Origin of the sequence: Halopseudomonas oceani (assembly GCF_963677335.1) — a bacterium.
GTDB lineage: Bacteria > Pseudomonadota > Gammaproteobacteria > Pseudomonadales > Pseudomonadaceae > Halopseudomonas > Halopseudomonas oceani.
Genome location: NZ_OY781932.1, coordinates 1,976,876 through 1,993,548, shown reverse-complemented (window position 1 = coordinate 1,993,548; position 16,673 = coordinate 1,976,876). Strand labels below are relative to the sequence as shown.

Below are 16,673 nucleotides of genomic sequence, written 5' to 3'. Positions count from 1 at the left end.
TGTTCATTCAGGATAGCGGCCAGCAGTGCAACGGCACACAACGCCACCCATTCGTAACGTCAACCAAGCAAAATCGGCACCATCCCATTGCCAGCAGCCCACCGCAATCCGCGTTATGCGCCTCTGCGACGGGCTCTACAGCCTAGTGATCAGCAACCCGCCTCGGCAAGCACCGCCCGGATTACTGCACAGGTTTTGGTCATTTCGGCCTCGGTCAGTGTCGGGTGCACCAGAAACATCAGGCTGGTCTCGCCAAGCTCGCGGGCCACCGGCAAACGCTCGGACGGCCGCCAGCCGGTACCGTCAAATGCCTTCTCCAGATACACCTCGGAACAGGACCCCTGAAAACAGGGCACGCCCCCTGCCACAATCGCCTCAATAATGCGGTCACGCGTCCAGCCAGCGGCCAACTTCTCAGGCACCACTTGCACGTAACACTTGTAATGGGCATGAACGCAGTCGTCAGGGAATGTTGGCACACGCACAACAGCAAAACCGCGGCAGGTATCCCAGATCCGCTCGGCATGGCGTGTACGCGCAGCGGTCCAGTCGGCCATACGGCGCAATTGAATACGCCCAATCACCGCCTGCAACTCGGTCATGCGCCAGTTGGTGCCAAAGCTCTCATGCAGCCAGCGAAACCCTGGCGGATGCTGACGCTCGTATACGGCCTCCCAGCTCTTGCCGTGATCCTTGTAGGACCACATGCGGGACCACAACTCGCGATCGTTGGTCGTCACCATGCCGCCCTCGCCGCCCGTCGTCATAATCTTGTCCTGGCAGAAAGACCAGCACCCCACATGACCGATCGAGCCCACCGAACGCCCTTTGTAACGTGCACCGTGCGCCTGCGCGCAGTCTTCAATCACAAACAGCGAGTGCGTGTCTGCCAGGGCCATGATCGGGTCCATATCACAGGGCCAACCGGCCAGATGCACACAGATGATGGCTCTGGTGCGCTCAGTCAGCACTGCTTCAATGGTCTCGGCGGTGATGTTTTGCGAGTCAGGATCCACATCCGCGAACACGGGTACGGCACCGGCCGTCACGATGCTGGATGCCGATGCCAGGAAGGTACGCGGCGTAACAATCACCTCGTCACCCGGCCCAATGCCCAGCCCCTTCAGCGCGAGGTCCAGCGCCAGAGTGCCGTTGGACAGGGCAATCGCATGAGTGCAGTCAGCCCAGGCAGCAAACTCTTTCTCGAATTCACGCCCCTCCTGTCCTGTCCAGTAATTGACCTTGTTGGACAAAAGCACTGCGTGAACCGCGTCGGCTTCTTCTGTGGTAAACGACGGCCAGGGAGAAAACGGGGTGTTAAGCATGGTAGAAAGCCCTTAAAAGACAGGCCGAGCAGCCGTTACTGCGCGGCAAAAATAGCGAATTAACGAGGCCGCGCTGGCACGCCTACCAGGATCAATCCGTCAGCAGCATCGGCCACAACGGCGGCACCCGCGCCGACAACGACATCACTGCCGATCCGCACCAACTGTCGAACACTGGCGCCAATGCCAACCCAGCTTCTGGCCGCGACAACAACGCCCCCAGCCAGATTTGCTCCGGGGCTGATATGTACCCCATCGCCAAGCACACAGTCATGGTCAACGGTGGCCCCCGTATTGACGATGACCCCCTGACCAAGTTCACTGTCAGCGTTAATTACCGCACCCGCGAAAATGACTGAACCAGCGCCGATACGCACATACCGGCTGATATGAGCCGAAGGATGCTGCAAGACAGGCACATGCGCCCCGGCATCCAGTAGCTGTTGGAGTTTGGTCAAACGGATAACGTTGTTGCCGATCCCCACAAGCACACCCTGAAACTCGGCAAGGCGTTCAATCAGTTCTTTAGTGCCGCCGATGACCGGCCAATGACTGTTGGCCGCCAGCTCTGGCCAGAGGTCATCAAAGAAACTGACCTGATCCCAGCCGCAGACCTCAGCACAATCGGCAATCACCTTCCCGTGGCCGCTGGCACCCAGCACCGCAAGGTGTTTCACGAGTCGCTCCCAGTGAATTTCGACATGGTTGCCTCGCCTTCCGCACTGATGCCATCGCGCACCAGCACCTTTTTAACGGTCAGAAACAGCACCTTGATATCCAGCCATAGCGACTGGTTATCCACGTACCAGACATCCAGCTTGAATTTTTCTTCCCAGCTCAGCGCATTGCGACCATTCACCTGCGCCCAACCGGTCACACCCGGCCGCACCTCATGCCGCCGAGCCTGCTCGGCTGAATACAGAGGCAAATACTCCATCAACAGCGGTCGCGGCCCCACCAGACTCATATCGCCTTTGAGTACGTTCCACAATTCCGGCAACTCATCCAGACTGGAAGAACGCAAAAACTGGCCGAAGGGCGTCAAACGCTCTGCATCAGGCAGCGGATTACCGGCAGCATCCAGAGCATCTTTCATGGTGCGAAACTTGATCATCTCGAACGGCTTGCCATTCAAGCCGGGGCGCACCTGTCGAAATAACACAGGTGAGCCCATCTTGCGGCTGATTTGCCAAGCGACATACCCGATAACCGGAGCCAGCAACAACAATGCACAACCCGCCGCAACAATATCGAATGCGCGCTTGATCATTGAATCCCCATTTCCTTGAGCATGACCGCATTTACCTTGTGCACGTCATACTTCTCGACGGCAATTTCACGCGACCGTTTACCCATCCGAGCAGCAAGCTCAGGATCCTCGATAAACCGAGTCATCGCCTCAACCAGCGCATCAACCGACTTCACAGGCACCAGAAAACCGTTCTCGCCATCAATGACCGTTTCGCGGCAGCCTGGCGCGTCGGTCGTAATGATCGCCCGACCCATTGCCATAGCCTCAAGAACTGTGCGAGGAGTGCCTTCCCTGTAGGAGGGAAGAACATACACTGAAGCTTCAGCTATAGCGGGGCGAACATCGGCAAGCTTACCAAGGTACTCGACGGCTCCTGTCTCAACCCACGACTTAAGTTCACTCGACGCTATGGCGTCCGGGTTTTGATCAATCCAACCGACAAGCGTAAACTTAACGCTGGGGTACCGCTCCCTTACCTGCATCGCGGCTTTGACATACTCACGACACCCTTTGTCCCCTAAAAGCCGAGCGATCAATAAAAAAGATGGCTGAACCGGCAAGGGAGACAAGGGGTATTCGTTCAGGTCTACTCCCGAGCCATTTACAACACAAGTTTTTATATCAGCAGGCAATATTCGATTTCCCCGAAAAAGACTTTCATCATCTGCATTTTGAAAGAACACAACTTCATTGCGAGAAAGAGAGATCCTGTATAAACAAAAAACCAAGGACTTCAAAAACTTGCGAAATCCACGAGCCTTACCGGTAAAGGCGTAACCGAGACCAGTAATTAGAGAAAAGCGCCCCTTAACGCCCAGCAACCAAGCAGCAAGCGAACCATAAACAACAGGCTTTACGGTGTAACCTAAAACATAATCTGCTTTTATACGTCTAATCAGGAAAACCAAAGAGAAGAACGTCTGAAAATCCAAAAATGGATTCATCCCCGTACGCTGAAGGGGTACCTCATGAAGCCTTGCGCCCAACAAAGAAACAGAGTTAGAAAAGTCATCATTTAGGCCTAAGACGGGTGCAGCAACATGTACCTCACAGCCAGCTGAAACCAGCTCACTTATTAATGCCCCTCGAAACTTAACTAAAGATTCAGGGAAACTGGCCACTATCAAAAAAACTGAATTTTCCATAATCATCCCCTAGACACATCGAGAGATCTTTTTCGACGCACTTCACTAAGCGCAGAAATAAAGAGATATATCAAAACGGGCACAAACATCCACTTCTGCCGGAGAGCTATACCTAAATTAGCCGTAGTGAGAGACAAAATCACCCAGGCAGCCATTGAGTACAACCACATAAACACAGAGTCGCCGGCAACACGTACGTGTTTTTTAAAGCAAGCCCAACCACCCCACAATACCAAACAGAGCAAGAGCGTGTTATCTAAGGCGGCAGCAAGAGAGAAAACCGAGTTCACCTCAAAAATAGCAGGCCGGAAAATATAGCTTATCAACTTTGCGGGAAAGTTCATTGAGCTGATATCAACACTACTTCCCCCTCCCAGGTTTTCATTCTGCCTACTAGAAATATAATCAGAAATCCCCCCCAACCCTACTTCCTGACCGACGCCTGCGTACTTTAGAGCAAACGGAACCATCACAGCCGCAGCACTTACTGCCAAAACACCAAAAACAAATCGGCGTGCCAAACTGAGCCTATTTGACAACAGATAAGATGCAGATGCCGCAAGAACAAGCAAGCCAGCCATATGAGGCCGAACAAAAAACATACATAACACAGAAAAGAAAAATAAAGGCATACGTTTAGAGAAATCTAACGCTGCCCAAACACTCAAGCACACAGCCATAAAGGAAACAGCATCTTTACCTATACCAGAGGACCAAAAACTAACTGACGGAAGAAATACGATAAAACTAGAAATAATACGAAGGGTCCGGCCAGCGTTCAGGGTCGCCTGTTTCAACGCGGCATCGAAAGCTAGAAGCCCCACACATCCAATCAAATTAAAAACAAGAGAAACGCCTAATATTGACAGGGGTATAACATAAGAAACAACAGATATAAAAAAATCCACACTCGAGGTCCCAACACCAGCCTCACTTAGCCCCGCAGCACCGCGACGAAAATACCCAATAGCATCGCCACCGTTCTCTAATACATACCACAAATAAAGGAAACAGAAAGCAGTATGCCAAGCATATAGAAAAGAGGCCCTAGCATAGGAAACGGAAAAGCCTCTTGACACAAAAAAAATAAGAAAAAAGCCACCAATAAAAACAAAAACTGATGACAAAATAGAAGACACCGAATATATATCTGACATACGTCACCGGCAAATTTGCTTCAAAAATTATGCAACAGCGTAGAATAAACTCTAAAATACGAGTCAACCATAAACTCATTCCTAAAAAACAAGGCACGACGACGAGCCTCAATTGAGAGCCTCTCTTGGTTCTGCCTAAACCTCTCTATTAATTCCCTAATTGCCGAAACCCAAGCTGCTTTGCCTCCAGCAGGATCAACTAACACTGCGAACTTACCATTCCCCACTACTTCCCTGAGCCCTGATACATCAGATATCACTAAAGGCAGGCCTGTAGACATACCTTCTACGGCCGTTAACCCAAAACCCTCCCATACAGAAGGAATCAGCTGAATATCCCCACCGTGTAGAGCTTTCTCAACGTCGTCAGTCCACCCCATAAGGTGTACTTTCCCCTGCAACCCAGAATGAACGATCAGTCTCTCCAGACTTTCCCGATAAGCTCCCTCCCCAAAAATACTATAACTGCTGAACTCAGCAGAAATATCAGCCAGGGCCTCAATTGCTAGTTGAAACCCTTTGTGGGGATTCAAAGAACCGATAGAAACAAACGAGGGCAAACGGGAAGCGTCTAGCTTTCTAGCCCTGTACTCATAAATATCCGCGCCATTCAGAATCAAGAATAGCTTGGTATCAAACTTCGGGCCAATCCAACTCAGGAGCGACTGCCGAACACCTTCGCTAATGCATACAACCCGATCAAATCTAGAATACACCAACCGATCAAAAAAACGGAAAACCCAATATTTCCGTCTTGAATTATAAGTACTATGCTCAGTGTAAACCAACCTTACAGGTAAAAACAAAGAGGCAAAGAAAACGTAGTATAACCCCCATGTTAAGTGCGCATGAACAATCAGCCCACCTGCCCCCATGCGGGATTTTATAAACTTACGGAGAGCAAAAATAATGAGTGGATTCTTATAAGAAACGCCTAGAGAGTGCTCAAAACCCAGCAAGTCATCCTCGGAATTTGCAGAAAAATACAGGGTTTCACAGCAAACACTTTTCGACTGCATCGCCCTGGTCAAAGTACGAACGACGCGTTCAGCTCCACCACCCGAAGAAGACGGAATAACATTTAAAACCCGGCCAACATCACCAACTACCTTTCGCACGACTAGGCACCCTTGTTGATCAAGTTATAAAAACGATTCACGTGCGCCCGAATATCGAAATCTAGACTTCGCTCCCGACATAGCCTTCCTTTTCTAAAAACCTGAGCCCTATCAGAACAAGCATCGATATACGCTGAGGTTAGACCACCCACAGAACCTTGAGGAACCATCCAGGCGACTTCGGGACTTAAAATAGGCGTAAAAATGGAATTATCCCAAGCGATGATCGCTTTCCCCGCGGCCATTTGTTCTATTAGCGCATTAGAGACTCCGCCACCACCTATATCATCGTTCAGCAGGGTGAGGGCGACACAGCAATCTATATCCTCAAGGAAATTTGGCAAACTACGATTATCCATCGCCCCATGATATTTCAAGAGACCTTTATCCTGAAGGTCAAGTACAGCCTCCTTACTTTTCACATCCCCATCACCCACCACATGAAACTCTACGTTCGCGAACTCATCGACATTAATCTCTTGCATCCTCCTTATGGAAGACAGGAACTCCGAAATCCCCTTAACTGAAGATAGCCTACCGATGAAAGCAATTCTAAATCTTTCTGACTCAGAACCATCTACAGAAAGCCAGCGAGAAAGATTAGTTGAGTTATGCACAACAGAAACATCAAGCCCAGCTTGCCTATAAAAGGCAGCTGTATCATCGCCATTTGCCACCACGAGATTGAAAAAACGCTTATATAAAAAACACTCAAGCTTCAAAAGCATTCGCCTAGCAAAAGGACCAAACCTATACCCTTTCTCTTTCGTATAAATTGTCCTCAACCATATAATTTTTTTTGATCTAGAACGACCTCGAAAAAGGAAAGAAGAAAACGCAACAGGAATCGCTTCATTTAGTCCCCCAACCGCTATCACAACATCGTAGGCCAGAGGTTCTTTTATCGATAAACACATACCTCTAGTAAGGTATGAAACCGCAAAACGAATAGGAGTTGGAAACACAGAAAACAATTTACCGTACTGCCTAATAGCGCCCACCAACCCGCCTCCCCCGCAGCCAAAATCATCCAGCAACGAATTTTCAGCGAGCTGCAACACAGAGAAATCATAGGTATCAGCACATTCCCTAGCTTGCAGTTCTTCAAGATAATTGAGCAACCAAGTCTCCCGACCTCCACCCGACTTATTTAATGAAGACATCATCACCAGTTCAATTTTCACGCACTACCTCTCTGGCTGGCACACCCACCAGTGTAGAGTTGGGACCAAAGCTTCTGTTCACTACTGCATTGGCACCAATAGTGCAGCTCTTCCCCAAAGTAACAGGACCAAATATTTTTGCGCCCGGACCGATATAGCAACCACTACCGATACTAGGACTGAGCATGCTCGCCTCTAAAATCGAATAAAACCCAGCTTTCCCACCTATATTCACACCCGCATGAAGCCTACAGTTTCGCCCTACTCTAGCGTGCGGTGAAACCACAATAGTTCCATAATGGACAATGCAAAGACCAGGGCCGAATACGTTTGGAGGTATAGAAAAACCCAATCGAATAGAAACTCTTCTAAAGTAAAAGGAGAACAAAACGCGGGCAAACTTACTTCCAGAGTTTACCAGATACTCATAGACTCTAAGCGCAATTTGAAATCTAACTATCGGATTCCAAAACGAGACCGCTCTTCGCGCCCTAAAATCCAGCAAAATAAAAACTCTCAACCGAGAAAAACTCGTAACTCGCCTCGCACCCACACTTTGGCGTCTATCTTCCATACTATACCCGCCTTTTGTATTTTATTATTTTCGCAGGCACGCCGCCAACGACAGCGAGTGAGGGAACATCTTTAGTAACAACAGCACCAGCTGCCACTGTCACGCCATCGCCAATAGAAACTCCAGGCAAAATTATACAACGAGCACCAAGCCAAACATCATCACCTATAGTGACCGGCGCGATATTTAAGCCTTGTCCAAAATAGGTGCCACATTGCTCAGACCATATATGATTAGATGTATATATAATTACATCAGCCCCCATAAGCACCCGAGAACCAAGCACCACTTTGCCTTCGCAGCTTATCAAGCTACCCGTACCTAGTCCAGAATCAGAACCAACGCAAAAATTATCCGGACGATTGATAACCACACCGCTTCTAATTAGGCAACGACTACCAACTCCTTTTGCAATTTTTCCCAAAACCCTAACCCTAAGCCGGTTAAAAATTGCGCCCTTTGAACTGCCGGGAAAATATGACAGAATTTTAAATAACTTATTATAGAAAACCTTCATTTACCCTCCTCAAGCCCCCGCCCAAAAAGACAGCACCACTATCCCACCACCTATGGCAAGCAGAGAAAGCGCAGCCCCCAAAAAGCAACTTTTCATCAATTCAAGAAGTTGAATATTAGCAACATCAGCGACGGCATAAAAATACAACACATAAAACATAAAACTACTTACCGCATAAACCTCAGACAGAAACCCTACTGCTAACTCTCCCACAACAACAATAGGGAGACAACGCAGCACTAGCCCACTAACTTGTAGCACTAACGCATAACGCTGCCTATTACGCACATTGAAAACCATATAAACTGGCGAGGTTATAAATTGCAAAACAAACCATGGCAGCATCCATACCATCAACTCTCCCACTCGCCCCCACTCACTCCCTAGCACTACAGGCAAGATGAGTTTTGCAACAACGCCCCCCGTGACCAATAAAGGACCACCGATAAGGAGTAGCTTACCTATTAGCTTTGTAGTAAACCCCTCCAATTCGCCGCGCGCATCTGCCTTTGAAGCCTCAGCTAAAAACACCTGCGCCACCGCATTACCGACCAACAACACCGGTGCGGCCATTATTTTCAACGCCAGCGCTAAACAACCAAGCTCAGCGCTATCTGCGTAGACGGCTATAATCAGGATAGGTAATTGTAAAGACGTAGCACTAAAGAGTGCTTCTAGTGCCGAGTATTTAGGAAAATTACTATATTCAGCCGCCGCATCCCTAAGGCCGACATAACTAATCAAAGGGGCATGCGTCTTTATATCCAGGTAACATCGCTTTACTAGGTAAAAAACACCCCCTGCCTGAGTTAGGACCAACCCCAAAACTAGCCCTACACCACCTAGCCCAGCAAAACCACTAACTACTTGAGCTGTAACGCCAGAAAGCGACTGAGTTACTCTTGTTCTTGAAATATCGCCAAAGTTCTTTTTCCTTGTAGACCAAAATTGCAAAGAGCGATACCCGCCTATAAAAATCATTCCAACCGACAACAAAGACCAAATAGCCCAGAACTGTCGCGCATCAATCACGTCATCATAGAATTGAATAAATATAAAAAAAATCGCAGAAAAAAAAAGGGACAAGATGACACAAGAAAATAAAGCCAAACATAAAAGCTCAAAACCGGCCTTGTCTTCCGCCGGAATTGGTATGGCCACTTCAAATCTGAGACATGCCACAGAAGACGTTATGGCGACTATAGCGCCAACCAATGCCAAAACAGCAAAATCCGATGGAGTATAAAGGCGCGTCAGAAGTGGTATAAACAATAGGGATACAAATTGGGCAAAAGCGGTTCCACCTGCAACTAATATTACATTTCTTTTAAACCCTCCAACCCCTTCCCCTTTCAACGACATCTTTCCCTCAACGCATTTTCCAAAGCACAAATCACACGCCCCATCACCTCATCCTTCATGTAAGGACATATCGGCAAGCTAATGACTTCATCAGCAGCCATATCCCCCTGCGGTAGCAATGCATGCGGATCCGAAACTGCCGGCTGGCGATTGAGAGGCAAAGGATAGTGCACTGCCGTCGGAACACCTGATTCTCGTAAGGCTGCTTGAAAGCTGTCACGTTCCTGAACTCGGATGGTGTATTGTGCCCAGGCGCTAACGCTTCTTGGTGCTACTTCCGGAGTGGTAATTCCAAGATCTCGCAAGCGTTTCGAATACACATCAGCAACTCCTTGCCGCGCTGCGATCTCGTCGTCCAAAATTGCTAGTTTAGGCAGCAGAATTGCAGCTTGGAGTGTATCGAGTCGTGAGTTCACGCCGACGCGCACATGGTAATATCTGCGCTCCTGGCCGTGTCTTGCAATCTGCCGAATTACCTTCGCCAGCTCAGAATCAGACGTAAAGACCGCACCTCCGTCACCGTAGCACCCCAAGGGCTTGGACGGAAAGAAGCTGGTGCAGCCGATAGTCGTCAGATTGCCAGACTTCAGCCCCTTATAGGTTGCACCAAAACTCTGCGCACCATCTTCTATCACCGCTATACCGTACCTTATTGCAATAGCATTGATCGCATCATAATCAGCGGGCTGGCCATAAAGAGATACCGGAATGATCGCCTTGGTTCGCGAAGTGATCGCGTCTTCAATTAACGCTGGATCAACGTTATATGTGACCGGGTCGATATCGACATAAACAGGTTTTGCGCCTAGCACAGATGCGGCTTCCGCCGTCGCGATGTATGAAAAGCTGGGGGTAATCACCTCGTCGCCGGGGCCAACCCCAAGCGCCATCAGTGCTATCTGAAGCGCATCAGTACCATTTGCGACGGTGATGCAATACTTCGCACCACAATACGCTGCGAGCCTTTCTTCAAGCTCAGCAACCTCAGGCCCAAGAATGTACTGGCCATGAGCAAGGACTCGGCTAATGCCAGCTTCGATTTCGGTGCGCAGCCTGTCTTGCTGTGCGGCCAAGTCCACAAACGGGATCATGCGCACGCCTCCATCCGAGTAACACAACTATCTGACAAGACATACCGATCACCGGTATGAGGGCAAGTAGTTTCAGCTTCCCCGGAAAGCGGTAGGCTGAGACGCTCACCATAGGCGCTCATCCAGCCTATCTGCCGAGCCGGCACGCCAACCATAAGAGCAAAATCCGCTACATCGCGCTGAACCACTGCACCGGCTCCAACAAAAGCAAAGGCGCCGATTGTCACCCCACAGATAATGGTGCAATTGGCGCCAAGCGTGGCGCCAGATTTTACTAAGGTATCGCGGTATTCGCTTTTGCGTTCAATCAGCGAACGAGGATTATAGACGTTAGTAAACACCATAGACGGGCCGCAGAAAACGCCCTCTTCAAGCGTTACATTGTCGTAGACCGAGACGTTATTCTGAATTTTGCAGCGATCACCAATAACGACTCTATTGCCGACGAACACATTCTGGCCAAGGGACACACTCTTACCAATTCGCGCACCGCCACAAACATGCACAAAATGCCAAATACGGCAGCCTTCGCCAATCTCCGCGCCTTCATCAACAATAGCGCTTGGGTGGGCCTGGTAACTCATTTTTTCACCTTCAAAACAAAGGGGTGTTGATCTCCACCGCTCTGGAGTGTGGCATTGCGTATATTCGAAACCGTCTCGATAGCAACACGGTTCTCCTCCAGCCCGAAGCCGCGGCCGGCAATAATCTCCTCGTAGCTTCGGGTATGTAGATCAGTAAACCCTGATGAGAACTCGATCTCCTGTTGGTCCACTGTGATCGAGCGGAAGGTACGTTGACCATGTTCACGGACTTGCGCAGGAACGTCGTTGATGTCGATCGACAAAAACCAGCGTACGCGAGCGCGCTCATATTCGAGATATCCAGAGGCACGGGTGTCCTCAGAGAGATGAACTTTAATATCTTGCAACCGGCCAAACAGGAAGTGCAGCATATCAAAGAAGTGGACGCCGATATTGGTCGCTATACCGCCAGATTTCTTTTCGTCACCCTTCCAGCTTTGCAGGTACCAGTGACCGCGAGAGGTTATATAGGTCAGGTCGACCTCATGCTTTTTCTCCTTGCGCTCGGTCAAGATTCGATCTTGCAACGCACAAATAGCCGGATGCAGGCGCAACTGCAAAATGGTATTGACCTTACGCCCGGTATCTCGCTCGATATCAATGAGCCCATCAATATTCCAGGGATTCAATACTAGAGGCTTCTCACAAATTGCATCCGCACCTGAACGCAAAGCAAAGCGCATGTGAGAGTCGTGCAAATAATTTGGCGAACATATCGAAACATAATCTACTTTTTTCTCACTACCCGAACGCCGCAAACGATCCAAGTGTCTATCAAAACGCTCAAACTCAGTAAAAAAGTCCGCATCCGGAAAATGGCTATCAATGATTCCCACCGAATCATTTGGGTCCAAGGCTGCGACCAGTTCATTGCCAGTCGCCTTGATCGCCTGCATGTGACGCGGTGCGATATAACCAGCGGCACCAATTAACGCAAACTTCTTCATTTTAATTACCCCGAAACTCATGCTAAAAATTAATTAGCAGAAACGTACCAAGCGATTGCTTTTCTTAGGCCATCCCTTACAACAAAAACCGGATCATACCCAAGTTCAATTCTTGCCTTTTCTATACTTGCCTGAGAGTGCCTAACATCCCCCGCCCTGAACTCGGCATACCGTAGATTGACAACGACTTTAAGCCCCTGATCGTGCAAAGCTGCTTCTATCTCTGAAACAAGCTCATTCAAGCTTGTCCTGTCTCCAACAGCAACATTATAAACCGATGAAGCTGCTGTTTTTTCTCCAACTATCGCAGCAAGCAAATTGGCTTGGATCACATTTTCCACATAGCAGAAATCACGACTTGTTTCACCATCACCATTAATCTGAACTTCCTCGCCCTTAATTATTGCGGATATCCATTTCGGAATCACCGCAGCATAGGCCCCATCAGGGTCCTGGCGCTTGCCAAATACATTGAAGTAACGCAGCCCGATGGTGTTGAAGCCGTAGGTTTTGGCGAATACGTCGGCATACAGCTCGTTCACGTACTTGGTCACTGCATAAGGCGACAACGGCTTTCCAATAACGCCTTCTACCTTGGGCAATCCTGGATGGTCGCCGTAGGTGGAGCTGCTTGCTGCATAGGTAAAACTGTCTACCTTGGCGTCGCGGGCGGCGACCAACATATTCAAGAAACCGTCGATGTTGGTGGCGTTAGTGGTGATCGGATCATTGATGGAGCGCGGTACCGAGCCAAGCGCGGCTTGGTGCAGGACGTAGTTCACGCCTTCACACACCTTGCGGCAGTCATCCAGGTTGCGGATGTCCCCTTCGATAAGGCGGAAGCGCGCCCATTGATCCGCAGTCACCAGGCTTTGCACTTCGTCCAGGTTGTGCTGGTGACCGGTGGCAAAGTTATCCAGGCCAATGACGGTCTGATCCAGTTTGAGCAGGGTTTCCAGCAGGTTGGAGCCGATAAATCCGGCGACACCGGTGACGAGCCAGACTTTCGGATCTTTGGGCAAAGATTGCTGCAGTTCTTCATAGCGGGTCATGGTGTGGTTCCGTAAAAACGATTAAGCCAGCTCGATCATTGAGCGAACCGGCCTTTGAATTCAGCTAAAAGGTAGCGCTTACAGGCGCAGGTCAGATTGACCCTCTGGCAGCACGTACTTGAGGTCGTAGAGCACATGCTGTGCCTTGCCCAACTGGCGGAAATCCTGCTCGCTCATGGCCGCAAACTGCTGGTGCGCAACCGCCAGCACAACGCCGTCGTAGGCCCCGGGCTGAGGCTTGGCAATCGGGCTAATGCCGTACTCGTGCTGCGCCTCTTCTGCCGATACCCAGGGGTCGTACACATCGACCGCGATACCGTACTCGGCCAGTTCGCGCACGATATCGATCACCTTGGTGTTGCGCAGGTCAGGGCAGTTTTCTTTGAAGGTAAAGCCCATAATCAGCACACGAGCCCCCTCGACATGAATACGCTTTTTCAGCATGCCCTTGACCAGTTGGGATGCGACGTAAGCTCCCATGCTGTCGTTAAGACGGCGGCCAGCCAGAATGATCTCGGGGTGATAGCCAATGGCTTGCGCTTTGTGGGTGAGGTAATACGGGTCCACGCCGATGCAGTGACCGCCTACCAGACCGGGGCGGAACGGCAGAAAGTTCCATTTGGTTCCGGCTGCCTGAAGTACCGCTTCGGTATCAATGCCCATTTTGTTGAAGATCACCGCCAGCTCGTTGATCAGAGCAATGTTCAGGTCGCGCTGGGTGTTTTCGATCACCTTGGCCGCTTCTGCCACCTTGATGCTGGTGGCCTTGTGCGTGCCAGCCGTGATCACCTGGTTATAAAGCGCATCAATCAGGTCTGCCACCTCGGGGGTAGAACCCGACGTGACCTTCTTGATGGTGGTAACCCGGTGTTGTTTATCACCCGGGTTGATGCGTTCCGGGCTGTAACCGGCAAAAAAGTCTTTATTGAAGGTCAAACCCGACACCCGCTCAAGGACGGGAATACACTCCTCCTCGGTCGCTCCTGGGTAGACGGTAGACTCGTAGACGACGATATCGCCCCGTTTGAGGGTCTTACCGATAGTCTCAGATGCCTTGCGCAGTGGCGTTAGATCCGGTTGCTTGTGCTCATCGATAGGCGTCGGCACGGTGACAATATAGACGTTGGCACCTTCAAGGTCGGCTGTGTCAGCTGTGTACGAAAGGTGCGCAGCCTCCTGCAGTTCCTGATCAGAGACTTCCAGCGTGCTGTCATGGCCTGCGCGCAGCGCATCGATACGCGCCTGGTTGATATCAAAGCCAATAACCGGGCGCTGTTTACCAAACTCGACCGCGAGCGGCAAACCAACGTAGCCGAGGCCAATGATCGCGAGTTTGATGTCTTCCAGTTTGTGCATGCTGTTATCCGTATTGCGTTGACTATATATAGAAGAAGAGTCGATGCACCGTTGGCTGCACCCACACTGGCGCGACCAACGGTGCAATTGAATTACTCCACCGTGACCGATTTGGCCAGATTCCGAGGCTTATCCACATCGGTGCCCTTGATCAGGGCGACATGGTAACTGAGTAGCTGTAACGGGATGGTATACAGAACCGGAGAAACAGTTTCGTACACCCAGGGCATACCGATATGGGTGATGCCCTCGCCTTCATCCAGCACTGCGCGTTCGCAGGCGAAGTTGATCAGCTGGCCGCCGCGGGCTCGCACTTCCTGCAGATTGGATTTGAGCTTTTCCAGCAGGCTGTCGCTGGGCGCAACACTGACCACCGGCATGTCCTCATCTACCAGCGCCAACGGGCCATGCTTCAGCTCGCCGGCCGCGTAGGCTTCGGCATGAATATAGGAGATTTCCTTGAGCTTGAGGGCACCTTCCATCGCAATCGGATAGTGGCAACCACGCCCGAGAAACAGCGCATGATGCTTGGCCTGAAACTGTTCGGCCAGTTGCGCAATCGCAGGGTCGAGCTCCAGCACCTCACGAATGCGCGCAGGCAAGCTGCGCAGGGCGCGAACGTTCGCCGCAATCATCTCTGGGGCACGGTCGCGAACCTGGGCCAACGCAGTGGTGAGCCAGAGCAATGCCGTCAACTGAGTGGTGAAGGCTTTGGTAGAGGCAACGCCAATCTCTGGCCCTGCGTGGGTCAGCAGCCGCCAGTCTGCCTCTCGTACCAGCGAGCTGCCGGGCACGTTACAGATAGCCAGCGTACCCAGGTAGCGCTGCTCGCGCGCGTAGCGCATGGCGGCCAGGGTGTCAGCCGTCTCGCCAGACTGGGAGATGGCAATCAGCAAGGTACCTTCCGGCACGCATACCTGCCGATAGCGATACTCACTGGCCACTTCAACCTGACATGGCAGGCCGGTCTGCTCTTCCAGCCAATAGCGCGCCACCAGGCCTGCGTGATAACTGGTGCCGCAAGCAACGATATGAATGTTACGGATATCCGCCAGCTTGCCTTCCGCGCCGGGCCCAAGCGCAGCGGTGAGCACATGATCTTCCGCCAGCAAACCGTCGAGGGTGTCGGCGATAGCGCCCGGCTGCTCATGAATTTCCTTGAGCATGAAGTGCGGGTACTCGCCTTTGTCCATGCTCAGCGCAGCATGTTGATATTGCTGTGCCGCATAGTGAACCGGCTGGTTCTGTCGGTTCCATATCTGGCAGTCGTTTAGGCTCAGGCGGGCGTGCTCGCCTTCCTGCATATAGATGAAGCGGTCCGTCACCTGCAGCAGCGCCAGCGGGTCGGAGCCGATAAAGTGCTCACCGCTGCCCACACCAATGACCAGCGGGCTGCCCATGCGGGCACAATACAGGGTGTCGGGTTCATCCTGATGAATGATGCCAAGGGCAAAGGCGCCATGCAGTTCAGAGAGCGTGCAGCGCAGCGCACTGAGCATATCCTGTTGGCGGCTGTAATGATGCCCAAGCAGGTGCGCGACCACCTCGGTATCGGTCTCCGAGGCAAAGACATATCCGAGCTCCTGCAGGCGCAGGCGCAAGGGCTGATGATTCTCGATGATGCCGTTATGCACCACCGCCAGACGGTCAGACAAATGCGGGTGGGCATTTTTCTCAGTCGCCTTACCGTGCGTCGCCCAACGGGTATGGGCGATGCCCAGCGACCCGCTGAGCGCAGAGTACTGGAGCTGTTGCTCAAGCTCAGCCACCTTGCCGACCGAGCGGACACGCTCAACGAGACCAGGCAGGCCGACGACAGCGACACCCGCAGAGTCATAACCACGGTATTCCAGCCGGCGCAGCCCTTCGAGCAAAATGGGCGTTACATTTCGAGAGGCGATGCCACCAACGATTCCACACATACCATCAATATTCCTTTTGCACGACTCGCGCCCCCTGCGGGGCAGTAGTCATCGGCCGTTCGAGCAAGGCACCGCCGCTTGGTTCAGCTGCAACGATCAAACAGCGCA

At 51.1% G+C, this 16,673-nt stretch carries 16 protein-coding genes; all 16 read right to left on the bottom strand.

Going from position 1 to position 16,673, the window contains the following annotated elements:
- Window positions 1–149: 149 nt before the first annotated feature.
- Entirely contained in the window at window positions 150–1,325 is a 1,176-nt protein-coding gene (locus tag ACKPCU_RS09310) for a DegT/DnrJ/EryC1/StrS family aminotransferase (RefSeq protein WP_321351636.1), read from the bottom strand.
- Window positions 1,326–1,384: 59 nt separating this feature from the next.
- The gene (locus ACKPCU_RS09305; protein WP_321351634.1) at window positions 1,385–2,002 is read right to left on the bottom strand and encodes an acetyltransferase; all 618 of its coding nucleotides are present in this window, start codon (window positions 2,000–2,002) and stop codon (window positions 1,385–1,387) included.
- Window positions 1,999–2,595 (bottom strand): sugar transferase, encoded by a 597-nt coding sequence (locus tag ACKPCU_RS09300; protein ID WP_321351632.1) that lies wholly within the window; start codon window positions 2,593–2,595, stop codon window positions 1,999–2,001. Before ACKPCU_RS09300 ends, ACKPCU_RS09305 begins: the two co-directional genes overlap by 4 nt.
- Window positions 2,592–3,722 (bottom strand): glycosyltransferase family 4 protein, encoded by a 1,131-nt coding sequence (locus ACKPCU_RS09295; protein WP_321351630.1) that lies wholly within the window; start codon window positions 3,720–3,722, stop codon window positions 2,592–2,594. Before ACKPCU_RS09295 ends, ACKPCU_RS09300 begins: the two co-directional genes overlap by 4 nt.
- A gap of 2 nt (window positions 3,723–3,724) precedes the next feature.
- Window positions 3,725–4,879: a hypothetical protein gene (locus ACKPCU_RS09290; RefSeq protein WP_321351628.1), complete on the bottom strand. Its 1,155-nt coding sequence runs from the start codon at window positions 4,877–4,879 to the stop codon at window positions 3,725–3,727.
- 20 nt (window positions 4,880–4,899) lie between these two features.
- A complete protein-coding gene (locus tag ACKPCU_RS09285) occupies window positions 4,900–5,997 on the bottom strand; it encodes a glycosyltransferase (RefSeq protein WP_321351626.1) in 1,098 nt (365 codons plus the stop codon).
- Window positions 5,998–5,999: 2 nt separating this feature from the next.
- Entirely contained in the window at window positions 6,000–7,181 is a 1,182-nt protein-coding gene (locus ACKPCU_RS09280) for a glycosyltransferase family 4 protein (protein ID WP_321351623.1), read from the bottom strand.
- Complete coding sequence (locus ACKPCU_RS09275) at window positions 7,171–7,347, bottom strand: DapH/DapD/GlmU-related protein (protein ID WP_407651843.1); 177 nt, start codon at window positions 7,345–7,347, stop codon at window positions 7,171–7,173. Before ACKPCU_RS09275 ends, ACKPCU_RS09280 begins: the two co-directional genes overlap by 11 nt.
- 388 nt (window positions 7,348–7,735) lie before the next feature.
- A complete protein-coding gene (locus ACKPCU_RS09270) occupies window positions 7,736–8,251 on the bottom strand; it encodes an acyltransferase (RefSeq protein WP_321351622.1) in 516 nt (171 codons plus the stop codon).
- Window positions 8,252–8,260: 9 nt separating this feature from the next.
- On the bottom strand, window positions 8,261–9,613 hold the full coding sequence (locus ACKPCU_RS09265) for a lipopolysaccharide biosynthesis protein (RefSeq protein ID WP_321351620.1): 1,353 nt from the start codon (window positions 9,611–9,613) through the stop codon (window positions 8,261–8,263).
- Entirely contained in the window at window positions 9,604–10,704 is a 1,101-nt protein-coding gene (locus tag ACKPCU_RS09260; protein WP_321351618.1) for a DegT/DnrJ/EryC1/StrS family aminotransferase, read from the bottom strand. The genes ACKPCU_RS09265 and ACKPCU_RS09260 overlap by 10 nt, the downstream gene beginning before the upstream one ends.
- Window positions 10,701–11,288, bottom strand: a complete 588-nt coding sequence (locus tag ACKPCU_RS09255; RefSeq protein WP_321351616.1) for an acyltransferase — start codon at window positions 11,286–11,288, stop codon at window positions 10,701–10,703. The genes ACKPCU_RS09260 and ACKPCU_RS09255 overlap by 4 nt, the downstream gene beginning before the upstream one ends.
- Window positions 11,285–12,235 carry a Gfo/Idh/MocA family oxidoreductase gene (locus tag ACKPCU_RS09250; protein WP_321351614.1) on the bottom strand — a complete coding sequence of 317 codons (951 nt, stop codon included), beginning with the start codon at window positions 12,233–12,235 and terminating at the stop codon, window positions 11,285–11,287. Before ACKPCU_RS09250 ends, ACKPCU_RS09255 begins: the two co-directional genes overlap by 4 nt.
- 29 nt (window positions 12,236–12,264) lie before the next feature.
- Entirely contained in the window at window positions 12,265–13,287 is a 1,023-nt protein-coding gene (locus ACKPCU_RS09245; RefSeq protein WP_321351611.1) for an NAD-dependent epimerase/dehydratase family protein, read from the bottom strand.
- A 78-nt stretch (window positions 13,288–13,365) separates the two neighbouring features.
- Window positions 13,366–14,643, bottom strand: a complete 1,278-nt coding sequence (gene tviB, locus ACKPCU_RS09240) for a Vi polysaccharide biosynthesis UDP-N-acetylglucosamine C-6 dehydrogenase TviB (RefSeq protein ID WP_321351609.1) — start codon at window positions 14,641–14,643, stop codon at window positions 13,366–13,368.
- A gap of 92 nt (window positions 14,644–14,735) precedes the next feature.
- The gene (gene glmS / locus ACKPCU_RS09235; RefSeq protein ID WP_321351605.1) at window positions 14,736–16,565 is read right to left on the bottom strand and encodes a glutamine--fructose-6-phosphate transaminase (isomerizing); all 1,830 of its coding nucleotides are present in this window, start codon (window positions 16,563–16,565) and stop codon (window positions 14,736–14,738) included.
- Between the last annotated feature and the right edge of the window lie 108 nt (window positions 16,566–16,673).